Consider the following 20868-nt stretch of genomic DNA (forward strand, 5'->3'; position numbering starts at 1 on the left):
TTTACGCCAGTTGAGTCATTGGTTCCTGTCCGATTTGAGGCGAAGGCGTATGAAATGCCAGGCGATGTGGTGGACATTAAGTCATGACGGGGCGGGGATTCTGGTGCTTATCGGTAAAAGTACGCAAGTTCGGATTGACGATGAGGTATAAACGGTTACTAATGGATTCCTTAGAGCCTTTTCTCAAAAATTCTGATTGTGGGCATTCGCCCCGAGTTCGTCACTTCTCTTCATCAAAGGACTCTACTTATGCTGCGCACCCCTCGTTTTATGCGCGTCGCTGTCACTCGCTCGGCGACAGGTCACACTCGACGTTCGGCGTTTACGTTGATCGAACTACTCGTTGTGATCGCGATCATCGCGATCTTGGTCGCCCTGCTTCTTCCAGCGGTTCAGCAGGCCCGCGAGGCCGCTCGTCGCTCGAGCTGTAAGAACAACCTGAAGCAGCTTGGTCTGGCCATGCACAATTATCACGACACATTCAAGCAGCTGCCTCCCGGAGCGATCTGCAGCGGCGGCGGCTTGTGCGGTGGTTCCAGCTCTACGAATGATCCGAATGAGAATTCTCGCCATGGGGACTGGTCAGCAACCTGGGCGGTTTTGATTCTGCCTTATGTTGAAGAGCCGGCTCTGTATGACCAGTTCAACTTCAATGTGGGACGGTCGACCGATATCAACAATGGCGTCGAGTCTGCCAAGATCGATACGTACAAATGTCCGAGCGATCCGGGGCAGCGCGGCACGATGGACAATTCCAACGGTGGCCGAGGGACCTTTTCACGCGGCAACTACGCCATTTCGATGGGCGCCGGAAGCGGGATGCACAACGATCACTTCAATCGCGGTAGCCGCAAGGGACCGTTTCATGTTGCAATGATGTATGGTGCCCGATTCCGTGACTTCGTCGACGGTCAGTCGAATACCGCGATCATCAGCGAACTGATCGTCCGGCCGGACGGAAGCAAGAACGATAACTCCTGGGGCGCGTGGGCCTTGTCAAGTGGTGCGACTTACAGTGCCGGCAGTGGCGGTTCAGGAAATTTGAACATTCCGAACCAGGTGCTTCGTCCCAACCAGGATGCGACCGTGATTCGCGAACGGACCGCGCATTGCGACAATGGAATCGCCAGTAATCCGAATATGGATCTGCGCCGGATGTTCGAGTGCAATGACACTACGAATCAGGACCAGTGGCAGGCCGCCCGCAGTCGCCACACGGGTGGTGTTCAGGTCTGCATGGGTGATGGTGGCGTTCGGTTCGTGAGTGAGAATATCGACGCTGGAACATGGGCCGCAGTCCATACCGTCCAGGGCAATGAAGTCATCGGCGAGTTCTAATCAACCCTCTCAATTGATCCTTGAAGGCGACCTGAAGCGGTTCAGGTCGCCTTTTTTGATGGATTTTGTTCAAGAAAAAATTTCCGAATCGAACCTGGAAGACGCGAAAATCGGCTCCATGTTTCGAGGGGGGATCGCCCGATAAACGGGGGAGCGGAGGACGTCAGAGGGGAAAAATCTGATTGTCCGGCGTATAATCATTTTTTGATCTTTGCTGGCAACTTCAGCAGACACAAATTATTGTGACCGGGTTCCCGTCGGCGAATGCGCGGGGGCTCTGCGAACAACCAGTGGCAGTGTATTACCTACTGCCGGACACACGTGACAGGAGAACTCCATGAGTCAATCGGGTGAATCCACCGGCGTTGATCGTCGTGATTTCATGAAAACAACTGGTACGGCTGCTGCTATGGCGGCCGGCCTGAGCACTTTCGCCACGACCGCTGCCAGTGCAGCCGGCAGTAACGAGCGAATCCGCATTGGGTTCATCGGTCCCGGGGGCCGCGGATTCGGCGCTCACGTCAAGACCCTCTGCCAGCAGAAGAACGAAGGCTCCAACATCGATCTGGTGGCTGTCGCCGACGTTTACAGCGAACAGGTCGACAAGGTCTGCGATTACATCCAGAAAGAGAATGGAAATACGCCGGCGAAGTATGTCGACTACCGCGACATGATCGAGAAGGAGAATCTCGACGCGGTTTGTATCGGAACGCCGGATCACTGGCATGCCAAGCAGATCGTCGATTCGCTCGAAGCGGGGCTGCATGTCTACTGTGAAAAGCCAATGACGAAGTTCGTCGAAGAAGCGTTGAAAGTTGTCGACGCCTGGCGAAGCAGCGGCAAAGTGATGCAGGTCGGTGTGCAGTCGACTTCGCTGCCGGTGTGGAATCAGGTTCGCGAACTGATCAACGACGGTAAGCTCGGGAAAGTCCTGCAGTTCCAGACCGAGTACTTCCGCAACTCCGATATGGGACAATGGCGATACTACGCTCTTGAAAAGCAGATGACGCCGAAAACCATCGACTGGAAACGCTGGCTGGGAGTCGAAGAAGGTCTCGCCGAAGACATGCCATTCGACCGCGCTGTCTACAAACAGTGGCGTCGGTTCTGGCCGTTTGGTTCGGGCATGTTTACCGACCTGTTCGTCCACCGCACGACTTCGATGCTCAAAGCAACGGGCCTGATGTACCCGGGCCGCGTGGTCGGAGCCGGCGGAATCTATCTGGAGTACGATGGCCGGGACGTTCCGGATGTTGCCACCGTGGTTGCTGACTTCAACGAAGGAGTTCAGGGACTTATCAATGCCACGATGTGTAATCAGGAGACCCGGATCAATCAGCTGATCCGTGGTCACTTTGGATCCTTCGTGTTCGGAAATGGTGAGCAGTTCGAAAGCTTCAAGTTCGTGCCTGAACGGCCGCAGGTCACTCATGACAGCAGCCTGAAGGAAGAAGATATTGCCGTCGAAACGCCGAAGGAATCGACGACCTATCTGCACTTCAAGAACTGGGTCGATGCCATTAACGCCAACGACCCGAAGGCCTGTAACAACCCGCCGGATCTCGGTGCAGCTGCCATCACGACCGTAATTCTGGGAGCTCGCAGCTACCGCGAAGGTCGTGTGTTCCACTTCGATGCCTCGACCGGAACGATCTCCGACGGAGACGGCAGCTGGGCGAAGAAGTGGGAAAAGAACTCCGAAGATCGTGGTTCCGCGAGCCACGTGCCCGGTTGGACCGCTGGCGATTACGGTTCCACGCTGCGTGAGCCGGACTACATGAAGCTGGCCGGACCCTGGGTAAACGGCAACCCTCCGGAAAACAGCTAGGCTGGATTTGTCTCCAACGAGACCCGAAGCCGCACGCGTTCGAGCGTGCGGCTTCTTTTTTTCATAGAGCGAGAGGGGAACCCGAGGCCGGTCAGTGGAGTCGGTCAAGCCGAACAACCGGCGTATCTGACATGTTCGGCAAACGCGGAGCGGTCGCAAAAAGCGGACTGGTCGATTCGTGATGAGATCAGCGGCAGGGATTCTCATCTTTGGGCCGGTTCCGACCGGTCAGCCAGAGCTATATTTGTCCACGCTGCTGCCCTTCTCTTCCTTTCGGAGTGTCCGATGAACCGTCCCGCTCGCATATTGATCATCGACGATGATCCCGCCTGGCGGAAATACATGCAGGTCGTGCTGTCCAGCCGAGGGCGCTACGAAGTCCGCACCGTTGCCGATCTTGAGACGGCGCTCAACAGCCTGCGGGTGGAATCTTTCGACATTGTGATGACGGATCTGCATCTGGTCGCAGAGGACCGGAGCGAAAGCAACGGACTCGACATCATCACGATGTTGCGTCAGGAGGGACTCGAGATTCCGGTGATCGCCGTCACGGCTTATGGCGACGAAGGGAAAGTGGTCGAAGCACTCAGGCGAGGAGCTGTCAATTACCTTCCAAAGGCCAGCGTCAAGAACGAACTGTTCAGCATCGTAGAGTCGGTTTCGAAGACCGTCGCAAAACGGCATCTGAGATCTCAGTTACAGAGTTCCGTGACCCGTCTGGAAATGGCATACGAACTGACCACCGATTGCCAGCTGGTTTCTCCGTTCATCGAGGGACTCAAGTCCAATCTTCTGGAGCATTCTCCGTTCAGCAGTCATGCGACGTCGCAGATGCTCGTGGCGACCGAAGAGGCCCTGGTGAACTCGATCGTTCACGGCAACCTGGAAGTGGACTCAAGCCTTCGAGACGAGTCCTATAGTGAATACGAAGCCCTTGTGGCGGCTCGCTCAAGCGAGGCTCCCTATTGCGATCGGCACATACGGATTGATGTCGTGATTGATCGGAGCCAGGTGCAGGTTGTCATTCAGGATGAGGGAGCTGGTTTCGACATTGCAGCGGTCGCCGATCCGCGTCAACCGGAGTTTCTCCTGCGACCCTGCGGTCGTGGACTGCTCCTGATGCGAACCTTCATGGATTCGGTCGAATATACCGACCGCGGTCGCTGCGTGCGTTTGACCCGGATGGTGCCGCAATCCGTCGACTCGACCCGAGTTGGTCAGAAGAATGCACGCCCCGTCGTGTGGGCCTGAAGCAAACGCCCCAGGCCCAGTCGCGTTGGGAGTTTTACTGCACGACGTCCGCCCAGTCCTGAAGAGCTCGAACCTTCGGAGACGGATCTTTCGCGAACGCTTCGAGAGCTTCAATCACGGCCAGGCATCCCGGCAGCGTCGTAACGCAGGGGACCCGATTGGAAACCGACGCGGCACGAATTCGACCTTCATCGGTGTTCGGACCGCGCTTACTCGGCGTGTTGAAGATATAGGCGATTTCTCCATTGGTCATATAGTCAAGCAGGTTCGGACGTCCTTCCTGAACCTTCTTGACGACCTCAACCGGAACTCCGGCTTCCTGGAGGACGGCAGCCGTGCCGGACGTGGCAACAAGCTCGAAGCCGAGCTGGCTGAGCCGTCGAGCCGGCTCGACCATTCGCTGCTTGTAGTTGCCCGCCATGCTGATGAAGACTTTTCCGCTCGACGGAATTGTCGATCCAGCTGCAAGCTGGCTCTTGGCGAAGGCTTCGGCGAACGTTCCGTCGATTCCCATGACTTCCCCGGTGGAAAGCATTTCGGGGCCCAGGACGATATCGACGCCCGGGAATCGCGAGAACGGGAAGACCGATTCTTTCACCGAGGTGTGCCGAGGCACGACTTCTTCGGTAACGCCCTGCTCTTTGAGCGAGACCCCCGCCATCACTTTGGCGGCGATCCGCGCGAGAGAGACTCCGGTGGCTTTGGAGACGAATGGCGACGTGCGGCTGGCGCGAGGGTTGACCTCGAGAACGTAGACCTCGTTCTGACCCTCATTCTGCTTCACGGCGTACTGGATATTCATCAGGCCGCGAACCTTGAGTTCGCGTGCAAGGGCGTAGGTCGCCTGACGGATCTCTTCGATCGTGTCCTGAGACAGCGAATGCGGTGGGATCGCACAAGCCGAGTCACCCGAATGGATGCCGGCTTCTTCGATGTGTTCCATGATGCCGCCCACGATCGTCGTCTCGCCATCGGAAATGGCATCGACGTCGACTTCGATAGCGTCCTGCAGGAACTTGTCGATCAGAACCGGATGGTCCGGCGACGCGTTGACCGCTTCGGTCATGTACTTGAAGAGCTGGGATTCCTGGTAGCAGATCTGCATGGCCCGGCCCCCGAGCACGTAGCTGGGGCGAACGAGCACCGGGTAGCCGATCTGCTGAGCCTGAGCGACCGCACCTTCGACATCGATGGCCGTTCCGTTGGGAGGCTGCTTGAGGTCGATTCTCTGCAGGATCTTCTGGAATCGTTCGCGGTCTTCCGCATCATCGATGCTGTCCGGAGAGGTTCCGATGATGGGAACTCCGGCAGCTTCCAAACCTTTGGCCAGGTTCAATGGCGTCTGTCCGCCGAACTGAACGATCACTCCGTCCGGCTGGATGCGATCGCAAATATTCAGCACGTCTTCGAGCGTCAAAGGTTCGAAAAAGAGAATGTCGGACGTGTCGTAGTCGGTCGAAACCGTTTCCGGGTTCGAGTTGACCATGATGCTTTCGATGCCCAGATCGTGGAGCGCGAAAGCAGCCTGGCAACAGCAGTAGTCGAACTCAATTCCCTGTCCGATTCGGTTCGGACCCCCACCCAGAATCATGATACGGCGGGGCTTCTCAGGATTGCGTGCCGGCGACTCATCTTCCTGTTCGTAGGTGGAATAGTAGTATGGGGTGTAAGCTTCGAACTCAGCCGCACAGGTATCGACCTGCTTGAAGACCGGTTCAATGCCCTTCTGTTTACGATATTCCCGAATCTGCAGTTCGGAGCTGTTCCACCATCCGGCCAGCTGTTGATCGGAAAAGCCCGCGCGCTTCGCCCGGTAGAGCAATTCGTCGGGGCAGTCCTGAACCTCAGGGTGTGTTTTGAGTTCCAGTTCAAGCTGCACCAGTTCTTCGATGTGCCGCAGGAACCAGAAATCGATGCTGGTGAGTCGATGAATCTCGTCGAGATCGAAGCCATTCAGTAACGCGTAGCGGATGAAGAAAACTCGCTCCGTATTTGGAATGGCAAGTTTGCTGCGGATCTCGTCGTGTGAAAGTGTCTCGCCACGACCGCAGAGGTCCTTCTTGCCGCCACCGAGTCCAAAGTGGCCAATCTCCAGACCACGCAGGGCCTTCTGGAAAGATTCCTTGAAGGTTCGCCCGATGGCCATTGTTTCACCGACCGATTTCATTTGCACGGTCAGGACCGGGTCGGCATCCGGGAACTTTTCGAAAGTCCAGCGCGGAAACTTGGTGACGACGTAGTCGATCGTCGGCTCGAAACACGCGAGCGTTTCTCGAGTGATGTCGTTCGGGATTTCGTCGAGGGTGAATCCGACAGCCAGTTTGGCGGCGATCTTGGCGATCGGGAAACCGGTTGCTTTGGAAGCCAGCGCGCTGGAGCGGCTGACGCGGGGGTTCATCTCGATGATGACCATGCGGCCGGTTTCGGGGTGAATGGCGAACTGCACGTTCGAGCCGCCGGTTTCGACGCCGATCTCCCGCATACAGGCAATCGTGGCGTCCCGCATCCGCTGGTATTCTTTGTCGGTCAGCGTCTGAGCGGGGGCGACGGTAATGGAGTCGCCGGTGTGGACGCCCATCGGATCGAGGTTCTCGATCGCGCAGATAATGACACAGTTGTCATTCTTATCCCGCATCACTTCCATCTCGTACTCTTTCCAGCCGAGTACGGATTCCTCAATCAGAACCTCGTTGACCGGAGAGAGCTGGAGGCCGTTGCGAACCTTCTGTTCGAACTCCTCACGGTTGTAAGCGATTCCGCCGCCTGCACCACCCAGCGTGTAGCTGGCTCGAATGATGAGCGGCAGGCCGATCTCGTCGAGAATGGCGCGGGCTTCGTCCATGGAATGGACAACCGCCGAGCGCGGGACGTCCATGCCGATGGACACCATGGCCTTTTTGAACTGCTCGCGTTCCTCGGCTTTGGCAATGACGTCGGCTCGGGCACCAATCATCTCGACGTTGTACTTCTCGAGAATGCCCCGTTTGAAGAGATCCATCGCAGTATTCAGACCCGTCTGTCCGCCCAGGGTGGGCAGCAGCGCATCTGGCTTTTCCTGCTTGATAATCTCTTCGACGTATTGCCAGGTGATCGGCTCGATATAAGTTCGGTCCGCAGTGCCGGGGTCGGTCATAATCGTCGCGGGGTTCGAATTGACGAGAACGACCTCGTATCCCAGCTCGCGAAGGGACTTACAGGCCTGAGTTCCCGAATAATCGAACTCACAAGCCTGACCGATAACAATGGGGCCTGATCCAATGATCAGGATTTTATGCAGGTCGTCGCGACGCGGCACGTCTTCTTCACCTTCCGTTAATTCATCAGCACCTGAAAAGAAGTCGCAGGGCGGCGTTCCGCAACTCGACCGGCGAACCGGGAGACGGAGGATCTGCGAGAGCGCCCGATGGCGCACAAAATTTGAGCCAGATTAACAGGCCTCTGCTGAGATGCAACCGTATGAGGCACGTTCAGATCGGATTGAAGGGCCTTCGAAACGGTCGTGAAATCGACATCAATGGATCGGTCTGGGGAATTCGCTCAAAATTTGTCGATGAGGCAATTTTCTCTGAGCCCGACGTTGATTTCAAACGTCAAATTCAAAGACAATTGATGCTGTTCAGAGTGTACAAAATGAAGTAGGAGTTGTCTCGTGAGATGCGGGCTGATATTCGCTGCCATGTTACTGCTGACGGGATGTGAACCCGAGCAGCCGACACAATCGGTTCCGCTGTTGCCTGCTCGTCCGAACGCTCCTGCAGCCGCGCCGGCTGTTCCAGCTACGCGCCCAGCGCTCGGCCCGGTTACGAGGCCGAACAGTGTCACACCTCAGGATTCGACAACGTCCGGGTCTCGCCCTGCGAACTCGGTTGCGAATCCGACCGCTCCAGTGATGGCTTCCGCGGATGATCCGGAAGGAACACCCGAAACGTCTTCGTCGTCAGAAGCGGCGGGAATGGACATGCCGCAGACGCCTGCGCACCAGATGATGGGAACAGCCGCGGGAGATCTGAGGGAACTCACTCGATACAAGATCAAATTCCGCTGGTGCCCTCCCGGCGTCTTTCAGATGGGAAGTCCAGAGACCGAAGCCGGTCGCGACAGCGATGAAACCACGGTGGAAGTCGCCCTGACGAATGGCTACTGGATCGGTGAAACCGAGGTCAGCCAGGAGGTGTGGAGTGCGGTGATGGATACCAGCCCCTGGAATGATCGGGCCGGAATGAAGGCCGATCCCGCCTTGCCGGCGATCGGAATTACCTGGGAAGATGCTGCCGAGTTCTGTCGCCGACTGACGGAAATCGCCCGTGAACGGGGAGATTACCCGAGCGATGGCGAATTTCGATTACCGACGGAAGCTCAGTGGGAATACGCCTGTCGTGCGGGAACCTCGACACGTTTCAGCTTCGGCGACGACATCGATGCGTCACTCGCGGCGGAACATGCCGAGTACAAAGCGGCGGCTGATCGTCGCTCGCGGCGAATTCCGGAACCCGTGGGACGGATCAAAGCCAATCCCTGGGGCATCTTCGATATGCACGGCAATGTGGCCGAGTGGTGTCGGGACAACTATCAGTCTTCATTGACGGACGGAGAAGACCCCGTCTTCGAGAACGACGGTTCCGACCGTGTTCTTCGTGGCGGTGACTTCAGTAGCGAACATGTCGAAATACGATCGGCTGCCCGTGAAATGAAAACGCAACGGGCCCGCAGCGCACAGATCGGATTCCGCCCGGTGTTTGTCTTCGAAAATCCTCAAACTGCTGAGCTTGCGATGGCTCCGGAGTCGTCCCTGGTCCCGGAGATGCCCGAAGGGCTGACAGGGAATCAGGCGGGCGAAGTGCGAAAGTTCACAGCGTTCGAGATTCCCTGTGTCTGGTGTCCGCCGGGGGTGGCCATGATTGGAAGCCCCGATTCTGAAGCCGGCCGCAACGATGATGAAACTCAGGTCGAAGTGGTGCTCGGCCCGGGCTTTTGGGTTGGGACGACCGAAGTGACTCAGGAAGTGTTCCGCAAAGTAACTGATACGCAGCCCTGGCTGGATTACGGCGAGCCAACTGACCCGCAGGCCCCGGCTGTCCACATTTCCTGGAATGCCGCCAATCGCTTCTGCAAGAACCTGACGATGTTCGCCCGATCGGCTGATCAGATTCCCCAGAACGTCGAGATTCGACTGCCCACGGAAGCCGAGTGGGAGTACTGCTGCCGCGCCGGAACTCAGACCGAGTTTTACTATGGTCACGACCCGCGCCTCCGCAACATACACAGCTACGCAGCGACCCGTGCCGGTGTCTTCGGGCCTGTGAGCCATGTGATTCATGTTGGAAAACGGGAGCCGAATGCCTGGGGGCTTTATGACATGCACGGCAACGTAAGCGAATGGTGCTCGAATTGGTATTCGAGGGGGCTCTCTGGCGGGACGAATCCCCGTGGTCCCGCCGAGGGCGGTCAGAAGGTCCTTCGCGGGGGAAGTTGGCAGGATGATGCGAGCCTGCTACGCTCGGCGGCCCGAAATCCCCTCAACCCAGAAGAAGCGTCCCGCAAGACCGGTTTCCGTTTTGTGGTCGCTGCTGACTGATCACGACGTCGAAACCGATGAACCTGACCGCACCCGATCTCCCGCATGTTTCAGTCCTGACACCACGCGGGCGGGGAGCGGTTGCGGTTATCGAGTTGTACGGGAATCTGGATCGACTTGAACAGGCGGCTCGCGCAGAAGGACTTGTTTGGTTCGAAGCACGAAATGGTCGGTCGCTGGCAGATCAGTCGCTGAACCGCATTGTCTTCGGATGCTGGGGCGATGAAGAGCTTGTCGTTTGCCGGACGGATGAGCAGCGTGTTGAAGTTCAATGCCACGGGGGCCGCTTCGCGGTTGCCCGAATCCTGGCGGACGCGAAGGCGGCGGGGGCGACGGAAGTTCGCTGGACGGAAGCGTCCCCGGATTTCCGAGCTGACTATCTCGATGCCCTGTCCCGATCTGTAACCGAACGGGCGGCTGGCTTTTTGCTTCACCAGCTGTCACTCGGCGAGAACTTCTGGCGAGCGGAGCAGTTGCAACAGCTCGATGTCGACAACCTGGCGGAATGCCGTTGCTGGCAGAAATTTGGAAGCCGTCTGACGCAGCCCTGGGATGTTGTCGTCGGGGGGCCGCCGAATGTGGGGAAGTCGTCGCTGATTAATCGGCTTGTGGGCTATGAGCGCGCGATCGTGTTTAATCAGCCGGGCACCACGCGGGATGTCGTGTCTGTCGAGACAGCGATCGATGGCTGGCCTGTCAGCTTGTCCGATACTGCCGGTCAGCGAGGTACGGCTGATGAGCTTGAAGCCCGCGGCATTGAACAGGCGGTTAAGGCACTGCAGCGGGCTGATCTGAAGATCGTGGCGATCGACCAGAGTCAGCCCTGTGACGAATTCACTCACGAACTCATTCAGCGCTTTCCCGCTGCATTGCTCGTGCTGCACAAAGCAGATCTCCCTCGGCACGAAAGCTGGTCCAGCACCGCTATTGAAGATGCTCTTTCCGTGTCGAGTAAAACCGATGAAGGCGTTCGAGAACTGATCAACGCTATCTCGGCAAGACTCGTCCCGGAGCTGCCTTCAGAACACGTTGTCTATCCCGTCACACTTCGACAGGAAGAATCGCTGAACGCGGAGTTCAATCGTCGCGGCCTGGATTGAATCTGATTCGCTCGCCTGCGAAGCCGCCATGGAACGCTTGCTCGCCCGGTGGTATCGTTGAGGTGCGGGGAACGCGGCGTCGTGTTCCTGGTTTCCTCCGATTAGACGAGTTTATTGCCGATGCCGGTCTTTCCATCGATGTATCTGGTTGCACGAACGTTTCCTCACGCGGATCTGCCGGACATCGACGTCGATGTCCGGCAGATCGTGGGGCGGTTCTGTGAAACGGCTTCGTTGAACGCGGGAGCGAGAATTGGACTCGCCGTCGGCAGCCGCGGAATCTCGGAGCAATCCCGAGTGATCACAGCCGCCGTGGCTGAACTGAGGGAGAGATCCTTCGAGCCGGTTCTGATTCCTGCGATGGGCAGTCATGGTGGAGCCACCGCTGAAGGCCAGATGGGCGTGCTGGATACGCTCGGCATCGGCCCTGGCGCATTGGGCGTCCCTTGCTCTGCGACGATCAAGACAGTCGTTTTGGGTGAGACGAGCACAGGCGTGCCTGTCCACGTTTCTGCCGCAGTCTCCGAAGTGGATGGTCTGATTCTTTGCAACCGGATCAAGCCTCATACGCGTTTCACGGGGGAGGTGCAGTCGGGGCTGCTGAAGATGCTGACGATTGGACTGGGCAAGCACGTCGGAGCGGCCACGTATCACGAAGCAGCGGTTGCCGTTCCGTTTGCGGAACTCATCAGAGAAGCTGTGGAGATCGTATTAGCGGGGGTGCCCTGTCTCGGAGGACTGGCGTTGATTGAGAATCAGCGAAAGCAACTGGCCGAGATCCACGGTTTGTCCGCCGGAGAATTCATCAGCCGGGAGCCGGTCCTCCTGCAGCGGGCGTCGGAGCTGGTGGCTCGGCTTCCAGTCACTGCGGTGGACCTGCTGGTGGTCGATGAGATCGGCAAGGAAATCAGTGGGACGGGAATGGACACCAACGTCATTGGGCGGAAGTACAACGATCATGTTTCCGGCCCGGACGACTGGTGCCAGACGTCGCTGATTTACGTCCGCGGTCTGACGGATGGGACACAGGGGAACGCCAACGGGATCGGAGTGGCGGAGTTCACTCGCAGAGCAGCTCTGGAACGGATCGACTGGTCAAAGACCACCGTGAACGCGATGACGGCTCGCCATCCGACGTCGGCCATGTGTCCGGTTGTCTTTGAGAATGACCGGGAGGTGTTCGAAGCCGCCCTCGGTATGTGCAGCCGGGAGCCGCGCATTGTTCATATTCGTAACACGGGAAGCCTGGAGCGCGTTTACCTCAGCGAGGCCTGTCTGGGCGATGCCCGACAAAGTGAGTTTAAGTGCGGCGTTTCGATTCGACCCGATTACTACGAGTGCGTATTCGCCGGCGGATCGCTCTTCGAGAATCTCTGTCAAGAAGATTCTGGAAAGTTTTCAGACTGACTCCGGATACATCGGAATTTGTTTGTGCGTGGCGAATGTTCGCCAGTATCATAAACAGATGGTCCGCAGCATCCCGTCCCGAGTCACTTCTGAAAAGCGCGGCCTTCGCGGCAACACGGATCGGAATTCTTAGTCCCCGCTGTGTCAGCTGCAATCTTTCGTACGGCACCCCCAGTCGCGGGGTTGCATCCCTCGTCACATCTATATGGGAGAAGGAGAACAGCAGATGAACTCTTATCGTCACCTGACCGCCCGGGATATTATGGTCCGCAAGATCATTACGCTCCGACCGCACATGGATGTGATGGAAGCCATTCGAATCCTGACGAAGTACAAGATCGCCGGTGCGCCGGTCGTCGATAACGACGGTCGCTATCTGGGGGTGCTCTCCGAAAAAAGCTGTCTGAGTCTGCTCTTGGGGATGGAATACGACAGCAATCCCACGACAGAAATCGGCTCGCATGTCGATGCGAATGCACGATTCATTTACGAAGATACCGACATGCTCAGCATCGTCGACATCTTTCTGAACGAGCCCTATCGCCGCCTGCCGGTTCTACGCAACGAAAATGAACTCGCGGGACTGGTTTGCCGACGCGATGTGCTGCGGGCGTTTTACTCCGGCATCAAACGCCATCAGAAGGATACCAGCGATTCTGGCATTCTGTACTTCAGCAGTGTGTCGGTCCGGGAAGAGTCGACCATTATCCCGTAGGACCGATGCCCGACGACACTCGTCTCCCGCAGAGCTTTTCGGCTCCGCGGAATCCTGGCTGAGTACGCCCTGCGTGCCGCTCAGAAGGAGACGTCGAATTCGACACGCACACGAGCAGACTGCTACCATGTCTGCTCGTGTGTTTTTTATGCGCTGCATGTCGTCCATTGGGATCTTCGTATCCGGACGACTCCTCTGGCGAACAGGTCGAACGGCAAGTGAACGGTTTTAAAGCTCTCGTGATTCTTCTGCTGATTCTCGTAAGTCGCACCGACTGCCGAGCTCATCCGATCTCCGTTTCGGATGTCTACGTCGAATGTCAACAGGAGCGATTACTGGTTCGGATCGAAGTCTTTACCGAAGACCTTTATCTGTTCCACAACCTGCCGCTCGGGGACGACAACGCACTTTCCGTCCAGACGGTTCAGGAAGGCGTGAAATTGCATCAGACGTTTCTGGCCGAACGGTTTCTGATCCTCAACAGGAATGGCGATCGTCTCGAACCGAAATTCCTGCGGGCTGATACACAGGATCTGCCGAATGAGCCGATTCCTTTTGAACAGCTGATGTACTTCAAGGTCTTCTACGAGTTCGAATTCACGTTTCAAGACCGCCCGGAATATCTGACTTTTCTACATCGCTTCACCGGAGAGAAGGTTGTTCTTCCGGCCGAAGTACAGGTCAAGGTCAAGCCGCTGCAGGGACGTCGGGAACAGAAGATTCTGCTTCCCGATCAGCCCTGGACGATTCATCTCGCCGCTATCGAGGAACGCGGAGCGGCTGATGCCGACATGTCTCCTCAGGAGATCCTGGAACAGCGTCAGACCGAGACGCTGGGGATTCAGTCGTACGGAGCGACATACGCCTTTCTTTACATTGAGCCGAATGAGATTCGACTGGAAGCTCTCGTACCACTGGCAACACTCCTGGGGTCTCTGGATGTTGAACTGGAACCGGATGGGAAACTGGATCTCGACGACCAGACGCAGCTCAAGAGCGATGTCGAGGCGTTCTTTCAGAAGAACGTGTCGTTGCAGTTCGAAGGCCGTGAGCAGGACTTGATGACGGACCGCATCGAGTTCTTCGGCGTGGCTCTCCGTGACTTTTCGCAGCAGCGCGAGCCGGAAGTTGTCAGCATTGCGAACGCCCGCGTTGGGATTATTCTCAGCGCTCCGGTGAGCGAGAGCATCTCCTCGGGCCAGCTGACCTGGGACGTCTTCAACGAGCATCTCTACGAGGTCAATCTGGCCATCGTTCAAGGGGAAGAGACAACAGCCGACATGATCCGTCCCTTTGACGGGCAGAACGTGATCGCGGTCAACCTGTCGAGCGAGTCTCTTGCGGGGCGATCGTCCTCGACGTTGGAAGCGGAGAACACCGAACTGACCGAGCGGCTTGATGAGCTGCGGGCCGAATCGCTCCAGGATCTCCGCTGGCTGTGGGGGGGAGCAGGACTGTCGCTCGTTCTGCTGATTGTTCTGCTGCTCATCCGTCGCAAACTTCCGGTCGCTGCCTTTACAGGTCTACTGGTGTTGATTGTCGCTGCTGACATTGCAATCGGTGTCGGGCTTCGTCAGCAGATGCTGGAGGCCAGACGCGAGGTTGCCGATTTAACCGGAGACGGACCGGATGTCGTGGCAGATTTGCTGGGGCAGATCTATCAGGCGGTGAATCTCCGCGACGAAGGAGCCGTCTTCGATCAACTCTCGAAGGTCGCCGATGAAGAATTGCTGCGGGAGCTATACCTTGAGATCAGAGAGTCCCTCACGATTGAGAGCCAGGGAGGATCGGCAGGGAAGGCTGGACGTGTCGACGTTGGAGCCTGCGAACTGGTTGACGCGAATGTCGAAGATCTCGATCACCTGAAGTTCTCGTACCTGTGCCAGTGGACCGTGCCCGGACGACTTGAACATTGGGGGCACATCCACGAACGGGCCAACAGCTACACCGCCCGGATTCAGCTCTCGCCCCGGCGTGAAGAGTCGGACTGGAAATGGGAAATGACAAGGATTGATTTACAGAATGTCGACCAGTCGCCCGTTAAAACCTCCGTCCGCCGCTTTTAGAACCGTGTACACGTTGAAGTGGGATCCGTACCGCGTGAGTAAGAATGCCGCTTTTCAGACCAGGAGTCGCCCAAATAGGGACGATGTGGGAGAGCGACCCGTTCGAACTGTCGCATGATGTTCACCTTCGAGAATTGACGCTTTCGCCGCAATCTCCTCAGTTTTCCCTACTCGAAAGTTCATTCATTCTATAAAATCAAATAGTGCTGATATATGTTCAGCATCCCTCCTGAACAGCTGCTGCGCCAGCGGCATGTCCTCATACGTCCTTCCTTTGCCGTTCAGATTCTGCCATGCAAGAGTTTCGATATCGTTGTCCGAGTTGTCGGAAGGCACTCCGCATTCGGATCGATCGTGCCGGCCAACAAGTCCGTTGTCCCGGTTCGCAGTGCGGAGCAAAAATCGATCTCCCCTCCCGTGAACGGATTCTCGCGGCGGCTCAAGCTGCGGCTCAAGCTCCAACGAAGAATGGAGAGAAGCCGAACACGAAGAGGGGCCTCACGCGATCCTCTGCAGTTGAATCGAAGAAGTCGGAATCCCGCAAGCCAGCCATGGCGAAGCGTCGGAAAAAGGTTGCTGAACTCCCCCCTGCTCCGTTGAAGCGGGGAGAACAAAGGCGTCAGGAAGCGGTTCGTTCGACGAAACGTCGAGCACCTTACCAGTTGATTCTGGGAACGATCGCGATCGTCGGTTTGCTGATCGGCGGCAGTTACATGCTTCCCTCCGCCTCCACGGGTAACCTGTCGGAGGAGAGTGCCCGCATTCAGGCTGAGCCGAAGAACGAATTCGCCACAAAGATCGCTCCGTTTCTCTCGAAATATTGTGCCGACTGCCATGGAGCCGATCTGCAGGAGGAAGGGATTCGTTTCGACAATATCTCCGGCCAGCCCGATTTGCTCGAGAGGCACGACTTCTGGCACAAGGTGCATCAGCAGATCGCCGTCGGTTCGATGCCGCCATCCGATATGGAACTTCCTTCGATGGAGGAACGAACCGCAGTCGCCGACTGGCTCGATCGTCAGCTCAATCATTTTGATTGCCGGGGCGTCGACAATCCGGGTCGGGTTACGGTCCGTCGGCTGAATCGGATCGAGTACAATAATACCGTTCGTGATCTTCTGGGCATCAACGTCGACCTCGCTTCGACGTTCCCGGCTGATGATGTCGGCTACGGCTTCGATAATATTGGCGATGTGCTCACGATATCTCCGCTGTTGATGGAGCGATATATCGAAGCTTCGGAGAAAGCCGTGGATGTGGCCATCACTCTGCCGGAATCGTTGCGGCTCAAGGAACAATGGGCCGGGGAACGGTTCAAGCTTGGGGGATCAGGGCGAGCTTCGGGACGATCGGTGACGTTCGCTTCCAACGGATTCGCGACAGCACGATTCCGTATCAAAGCCGAAGGAGAGTATCAGTTCGAAGTGGTCGTCTCGGCTTCGCAGGCCGGTGACGGAGTCGCTCAGGTTCAAATAGAACTCGATGGCAAGCCTGTCGGAACGCACGACGTTCCAGGGCATCGGGTGGATCGAACCGTGAAATGGAACAAACATCTGAAGGTCGGTGACCATCAGCTGGAGATCCGCTTCGCCAACGACCATTACGATCCCGATGCGGAAGATCCACAGCGTCGGGATCGGAATCTGTATCTGTCATCGGCGGCAATCGAGGGGCCGGAGAAGCTTTCGCTCGACAGCTTCCCGGCTGCTCATCGTCGTCTGATGGTGGCTCAGCCCGGCAAGGATCTCCCACCGAAAGAAGCGGCCCGCAAGGTTCTGGCTCCGCTGGTGGAACGGGCGTTCCGGCGTCCGACCCGCCCCGGCGAACTCGACCGTTATCTGAAGATCTTCGAGATTGCTCAGTCTCGCGGGGAGTCCTATGAACGCTCGATGCAGGTTGCAATTCAGGGCGTTCTGGTTTCTCCCGAGTTCTTGTTCCGTATTGAAGGCGAAGAAGATTCGAGCGGCAGTAAAAACGTGACGCTCGATGATTTCGCTCTGGCATCCCGGCTCTCCTACTTCCTGTGGAGCAGTATGCCGGATGATGAACTGTTCGCGCTGGCTCGGTCCGGGAAGCTTTCCGACGAGGCCGTGCTTGAACAGCAGGTTCGACGGATGTTGAAGGATGAGAAGTCGCAGGCGTTGACCGAGAATTTCATCGGCCAGTGGCTCGGCTTGAGACGTCTGCCGGAGACAACGCCGGATAAAGATCTGTTCCCAATGTTCAACACCAAGCTGGCCACGGACATGCAGCGGGAGACCGAGCTGCTGTTTGCTCACGTTCTGGAACAGGATCTGAGTCTGACGGAGCTGATCACGGCTGATTACACCTTCGTGAATGAATCGCTGGCCCGGCTCTACGGGCTGGAAAACATCAAGGGAAACGATTTCCAGAAGGTGAGCCTGAAAGAGACACCTCGCCGTGGCTTGATCGCACACGCTGGCGTGTTGACGCTGACGTCCTTCCCGAATCGGACATCACCGGTGAAACGGGGTGAATGGGTCCTGGAAAACATCCTGGCTCAGGCTCCCCCGCCTGCTCCGGCAAGCGTGCCAGGACTCGAGGAAACCCAGGCGGCCAATCCGAATCTTTCCTTCCGCGAACAGCTCGTACTTCACCAAAAGGATCCGATCTGCAGTTCCTGTCACAAATTAATGGACGGGATTGGTTTCGGCCTGCAGAACTTCGATGCCATTGGTCGATGGCGCGAAAAGGACGGTGAGCACGCCATCGATGCCCAGGGCGATTTACCTGATGGAACTTCGTTCAATGGCCCAAGCGAACTAATCGACATTCTCAGCCGAAAGCCGGACGACTTTACACGGTGCATGGCTGAAAAGATGTTGACGTACGCCGTAGGCCGAGGGTTAGAATGGTACGACCGCTGCACGATTGACGATATTATTGCGGCCACCCGCGCCGACCATTACCGGATTTCCCGCCTGATCGTCGAGATAGTGAAGAGCCCCGCCTTCCGGGAACGCCACACGACCTCTCTCTGAGAAAGATCGCGATGACCTCAAAAGCCCGCCGCAGTGTTGCCAACGTAGCCGTGGATCGACGTAACTTCCTTCGTGGAGCAGGAGCCGTGATGGGGCTGCCCTGGCTGGAAGCGATGACCTCAACCGCTCTGGCCGCTCCCGCAGTCGCGGCACCGGCGACGCCGACCCGCATGGCGTTCATCTTTTTCGCGAATGGAGCGATCATGCCGGACTGGCGGCCGAAAGGCACCGGTTCCGATTTTGAGCTTTCGAAGACGTTGCAGCCGCTCGCACCTGTGAAGGATGACTGCCTGTTTCTTTCCGGTCTGACGCATGACAAAGCCCGCGCCAACGGCGATGGAGGCGGCGATCACGCTCGCAACTCGGCGTCCTTCCTGACAGCTTCTCAGCCTCGAAAGACGGGGGGAGCGGATATCTTCGTCGGGACTTCCGTCGATCAGGTCGCAGCCGCGAAGCTCGGGGCGCAGACTCACCTTCCATCGCTGGAGATCGGAATCGAAGCCGGACGAAAAGCTGGCGTCTGCGATTCCGGTTACAGTTGTGCCTATCAGTCGAATATTTCCTGGAAGTCTCCCAACCAGCCGATGGCGAAAGAAATTCGTCCGAAGCTGGCCTTCGAACGCCTCTTTGGAACTTCGGTGACGGACGTCAAAAAGCGGCAGGAACGGGACTTCTATCGCACGAGCATTCTGGATCTCGTTTCCGAGGATGCCAATCGCCTGAAAGGCAAGCTTGGTACGACCGACCGCCAGAAGCTGGATGAGTATTTCACCAGTGTTCGCGAGATCGAACAGCGAATCGGCCGTGAAACCCCCAAAAAGAACGTCGTGCCCCCTGATTTCGACGTTCCGGAAGGTGTTCCGGCGGAGATGAGCTCGCACATTCAGCTGATGTACGACATTCTGTTGCTGGCCTTCCAGACCGACACGACCCGCGTTGCCACATACATGCTGGCTGATGGCGGTTCCAATCGGACGTACTCGAACATCGGAGTGAAGGGCGCACATCATCAGTTGTCGCATCACCGTGACGATGAAGATAAGGTCGCTTCGCTGCAGAAGATCGATCAGTATCTGGTGACCGAGTTCTCGCGCTTTGTGCAGAAGCTCAAGACGATTCCCGAAGGCGAAGGGACGCTGCTCGACAACTGCATGATCCTCTACGGCAGTGGAATCAGCGATGCCAACCGCCATCAGCATCACGACTTGCCGATCGTTGTCGCCGGTAACGGATCGGGGACAATCAAGTCGGGGCGTCATCTGGAGTACGAAAAAGAGACCCCGATGGCCAACCTTTATCTTTCGATGCTCGATCGCGTTGGCTGTCCAATCGAGAAGTTTGGCGACAGCACGGGACGACTAAGCAACCTGTCCTGAGTCCGATACCGGACAGGAGGAATCGAGACCGAGCATGCGTCGCCTGTTGTTTCTGGCCTGGAGATACGCCCTGTATCACAGGCTGCGGACGGTGCTGCTCACCTTCAGCCTCTGTCTGACGATCGCGATTCCGGTTACCGTTCACCTGCTGACCGGCACCATTCAGGAGGCCCTGCTCCGTCGAGCGCAGGGCTCTCCATTTGTTGTCGGATCGCCAGGCAGTGCGGCGGATCTCACCGTCAACAGTCTCTATTTCGAAGAGATCGATCTTCCCCCGTTTACCTACGGGCAGGCTGAGTCTCTGACCGAAGACGAACTCGTCACCGCCGTTCCGCTGCATGTGAAGTACTCCACGCGTGAGTACCCGATTGTCGGGACCACGCTCGAATACTTCCGGCGGCGTCGGTTGCTTCTTCATCACGGTTCGGAGTGGGAACGGCTCGGCGACTGCATGCTGGGAGCCGAGGTCGCGAAAAAGCTGGAACTCGGCGTCGGCGATTTTCTGATCAGCGACAGCGAGTCCTTTCTGAAACCGGTCGGGGCACTGCCTCTGAGAATGCGAATTCAAGGTGTTCTCGCGCCGACGGGCACCAGCGACGATCGGGCGGTGTTCGTTCACGTGCGGACGGCCTGGCTGCTGGAAGGCATCGGACACGGTCACGATGCGGCTCTGCATACGACCGAAGACGGTGGGACTGCTGGAGCCGCTCACGCTCAGCTGGCTGCTGCCGGTGTTCAGTTCCTCGAGGTCAACGAGGAGAATCAGAACTCGTTCCACTTTCACGGCGAGCCGGACCAGTTCCCGCTGACAGCGGCCCTGGTCTTCCCGTCGGACAACCGGAGTGGACTGATCTGGGAAGGACGTCAACAGGCCGATCCCGATCTGCTCACGGTCCGCCCTGTCGATGTGGTCGAACAGCTGGTCAACGTTCTTGTGAATGTGCAGCGAGTGGTTGACGGGATCGTGCTGGCTCTCGGCGTGATTGTCGGCGTGCTGTTCACCGTTGTCGTTATCTTCTCGCTGCAGCTTCGAAGGGATGAGATGCAGACATTTCAGGCGTTGGGGGCAAGTCGCTGGTTGACTGCTCAATTGATCCTTTGCGATCTGCTGCTTATTCTCCTGCTGACCCCGCCCTTCACGGCGCTGTTGACCGTCGGACTGTACTATGCCGGGCATCCGTGGATTGAGCGGATTCTGTTTTGATGGACG

At 57.4% G+C, this 20868-nt stretch carries 12 protein-coding genes; 11 read left to right on the forward strand and 1 reads right to left on the reverse strand.

The annotated features are described in order from the left end of the window. The first annotated feature begins 249 nt into the window (after window positions 1–249). The 3 genes from L1A08_RS10355 (at window position 250) to L1A08_RS10365 (ending at window position 4417) form a co-directional block, all read left to right on the forward strand. Window positions 250–1338 (forward strand): DUF1559 domain-containing protein, encoded by a 1089-nt coding sequence (locus L1A08_RS10355; protein WP_238756317.1) that lies wholly within the window; start codon window positions 250–252, stop codon window positions 1336–1338. A 337-nt stretch (window positions 1339–1675) separates the two neighbouring features. Further along, the gene (locus L1A08_RS10360; RefSeq protein WP_238756318.1) at window positions 1676–3166 is read left to right on the forward strand and encodes a Gfo/Idh/MocA family protein; all 1491 of its coding nucleotides are present in this window, start codon (window positions 1676–1678) and stop codon (window positions 3164–3166) included. 285 nt (window positions 3167–3451) lie between these two features. Then, complete coding sequence (locus tag L1A08_RS10365; protein WP_238756319.1) at window positions 3452–4417, forward strand: ATP-binding response regulator; 966 nt, start codon at window positions 3452–3454, stop codon at window positions 4415–4417. 34 nt (window positions 4418–4451) lie between these two features. On the opposite strand, the gene carB is transcribed toward L1A08_RS10365, so the two are convergent. Then, window positions 4452–7712 carry a carbamoyl-phosphate synthase large subunit gene (carB, locus tag L1A08_RS10370; RefSeq protein WP_238756320.1) on the reverse strand — a complete coding sequence of 1087 codons (3261 nt, stop codon included), beginning with the start codon at window positions 7710–7712 and terminating at the stop codon, window positions 4452–4454. Window positions 7713–8375: 663 nt separating this feature from the next. Between carB and L1A08_RS10375 the strand changes: the two genes are divergently transcribed. The 8 genes from L1A08_RS10375 (at window position 8376) to L1A08_RS10410 (ending at window position 20862) form a co-directional block, all read left to right on the forward strand. Continuing rightward, on the forward strand, window positions 8376–9992 hold the full coding sequence (locus L1A08_RS10375) for a formylglycine-generating enzyme family protein (protein WP_238756321.1): 1617 nt from the start codon (window positions 8376–8378) through the stop codon (window positions 9990–9992). Between the two features lie 17 nt (window positions 9993–10009). Then, on the forward strand, window positions 10010–11092 hold the full coding sequence (locus L1A08_RS10380) for a GTPase (RefSeq protein WP_238756322.1): 1083 nt from the start codon (window positions 10010–10012) through the stop codon (window positions 11090–11092). Window positions 11093–11212: 120 nt separating this feature from the next. Next, complete coding sequence (locus tag L1A08_RS10385; RefSeq protein ID WP_238756323.1) at window positions 11213–12499, forward strand: lactate racemase domain-containing protein; 1287 nt, start codon at window positions 11213–11215, stop codon at window positions 12497–12499. 226 nt (window positions 12500–12725) lie between these two features. Further along, complete coding sequence (locus L1A08_RS10390; protein ID WP_238756324.1) at window positions 12726–13214, forward strand: CBS domain-containing protein; 489 nt, start codon at window positions 12726–12728, stop codon at window positions 13212–13214. A 218-nt stretch (window positions 13215–13432) separates the two neighbouring features. Continuing rightward, a complete protein-coding gene (locus tag L1A08_RS10395) occupies window positions 13433–15280 on the forward strand; it encodes a hypothetical protein (protein WP_238756325.1) in 1848 nt (615 codons plus the stop codon). A gap of 551 nt (window positions 15281–15831) precedes the next feature. Then, window positions 15832–18282 (forward strand): DUF1592 domain-containing protein, encoded by a 2451-nt coding sequence (locus L1A08_RS10400; RefSeq protein WP_238756326.1) that lies wholly within the window; start codon window positions 15832–15834, stop codon window positions 18280–18282. A gap of 11 nt (window positions 18283–18293) precedes the next feature. Beyond that, window positions 18294–19658 carry a DUF1552 domain-containing protein gene (locus L1A08_RS10405; protein WP_238756327.1) on the forward strand — a complete coding sequence of 455 codons (1365 nt, stop codon included), beginning with the start codon at window positions 18294–18296 and terminating at the stop codon, window positions 19656–19658. Window positions 19659–19692: 34 nt separating this feature from the next. Then, the gene (locus L1A08_RS10410) at window positions 19693–20862 is read left to right on the forward strand and encodes an ABC transporter permease (protein WP_238756328.1); all 1170 of its coding nucleotides are present in this window, start codon (window positions 19693–19695) and stop codon (window positions 20860–20862) included. Window positions 20863–20868 lie beyond the last annotated feature (6 nt).

This window comes from Rubinisphaera margarita (assembly GCF_022267515.1).
Classification (GTDB): Bacteria; Planctomycetota; Planctomycetia; order Planctomycetales; family Planctomycetaceae; genus Rubinisphaera; species Rubinisphaera margarita.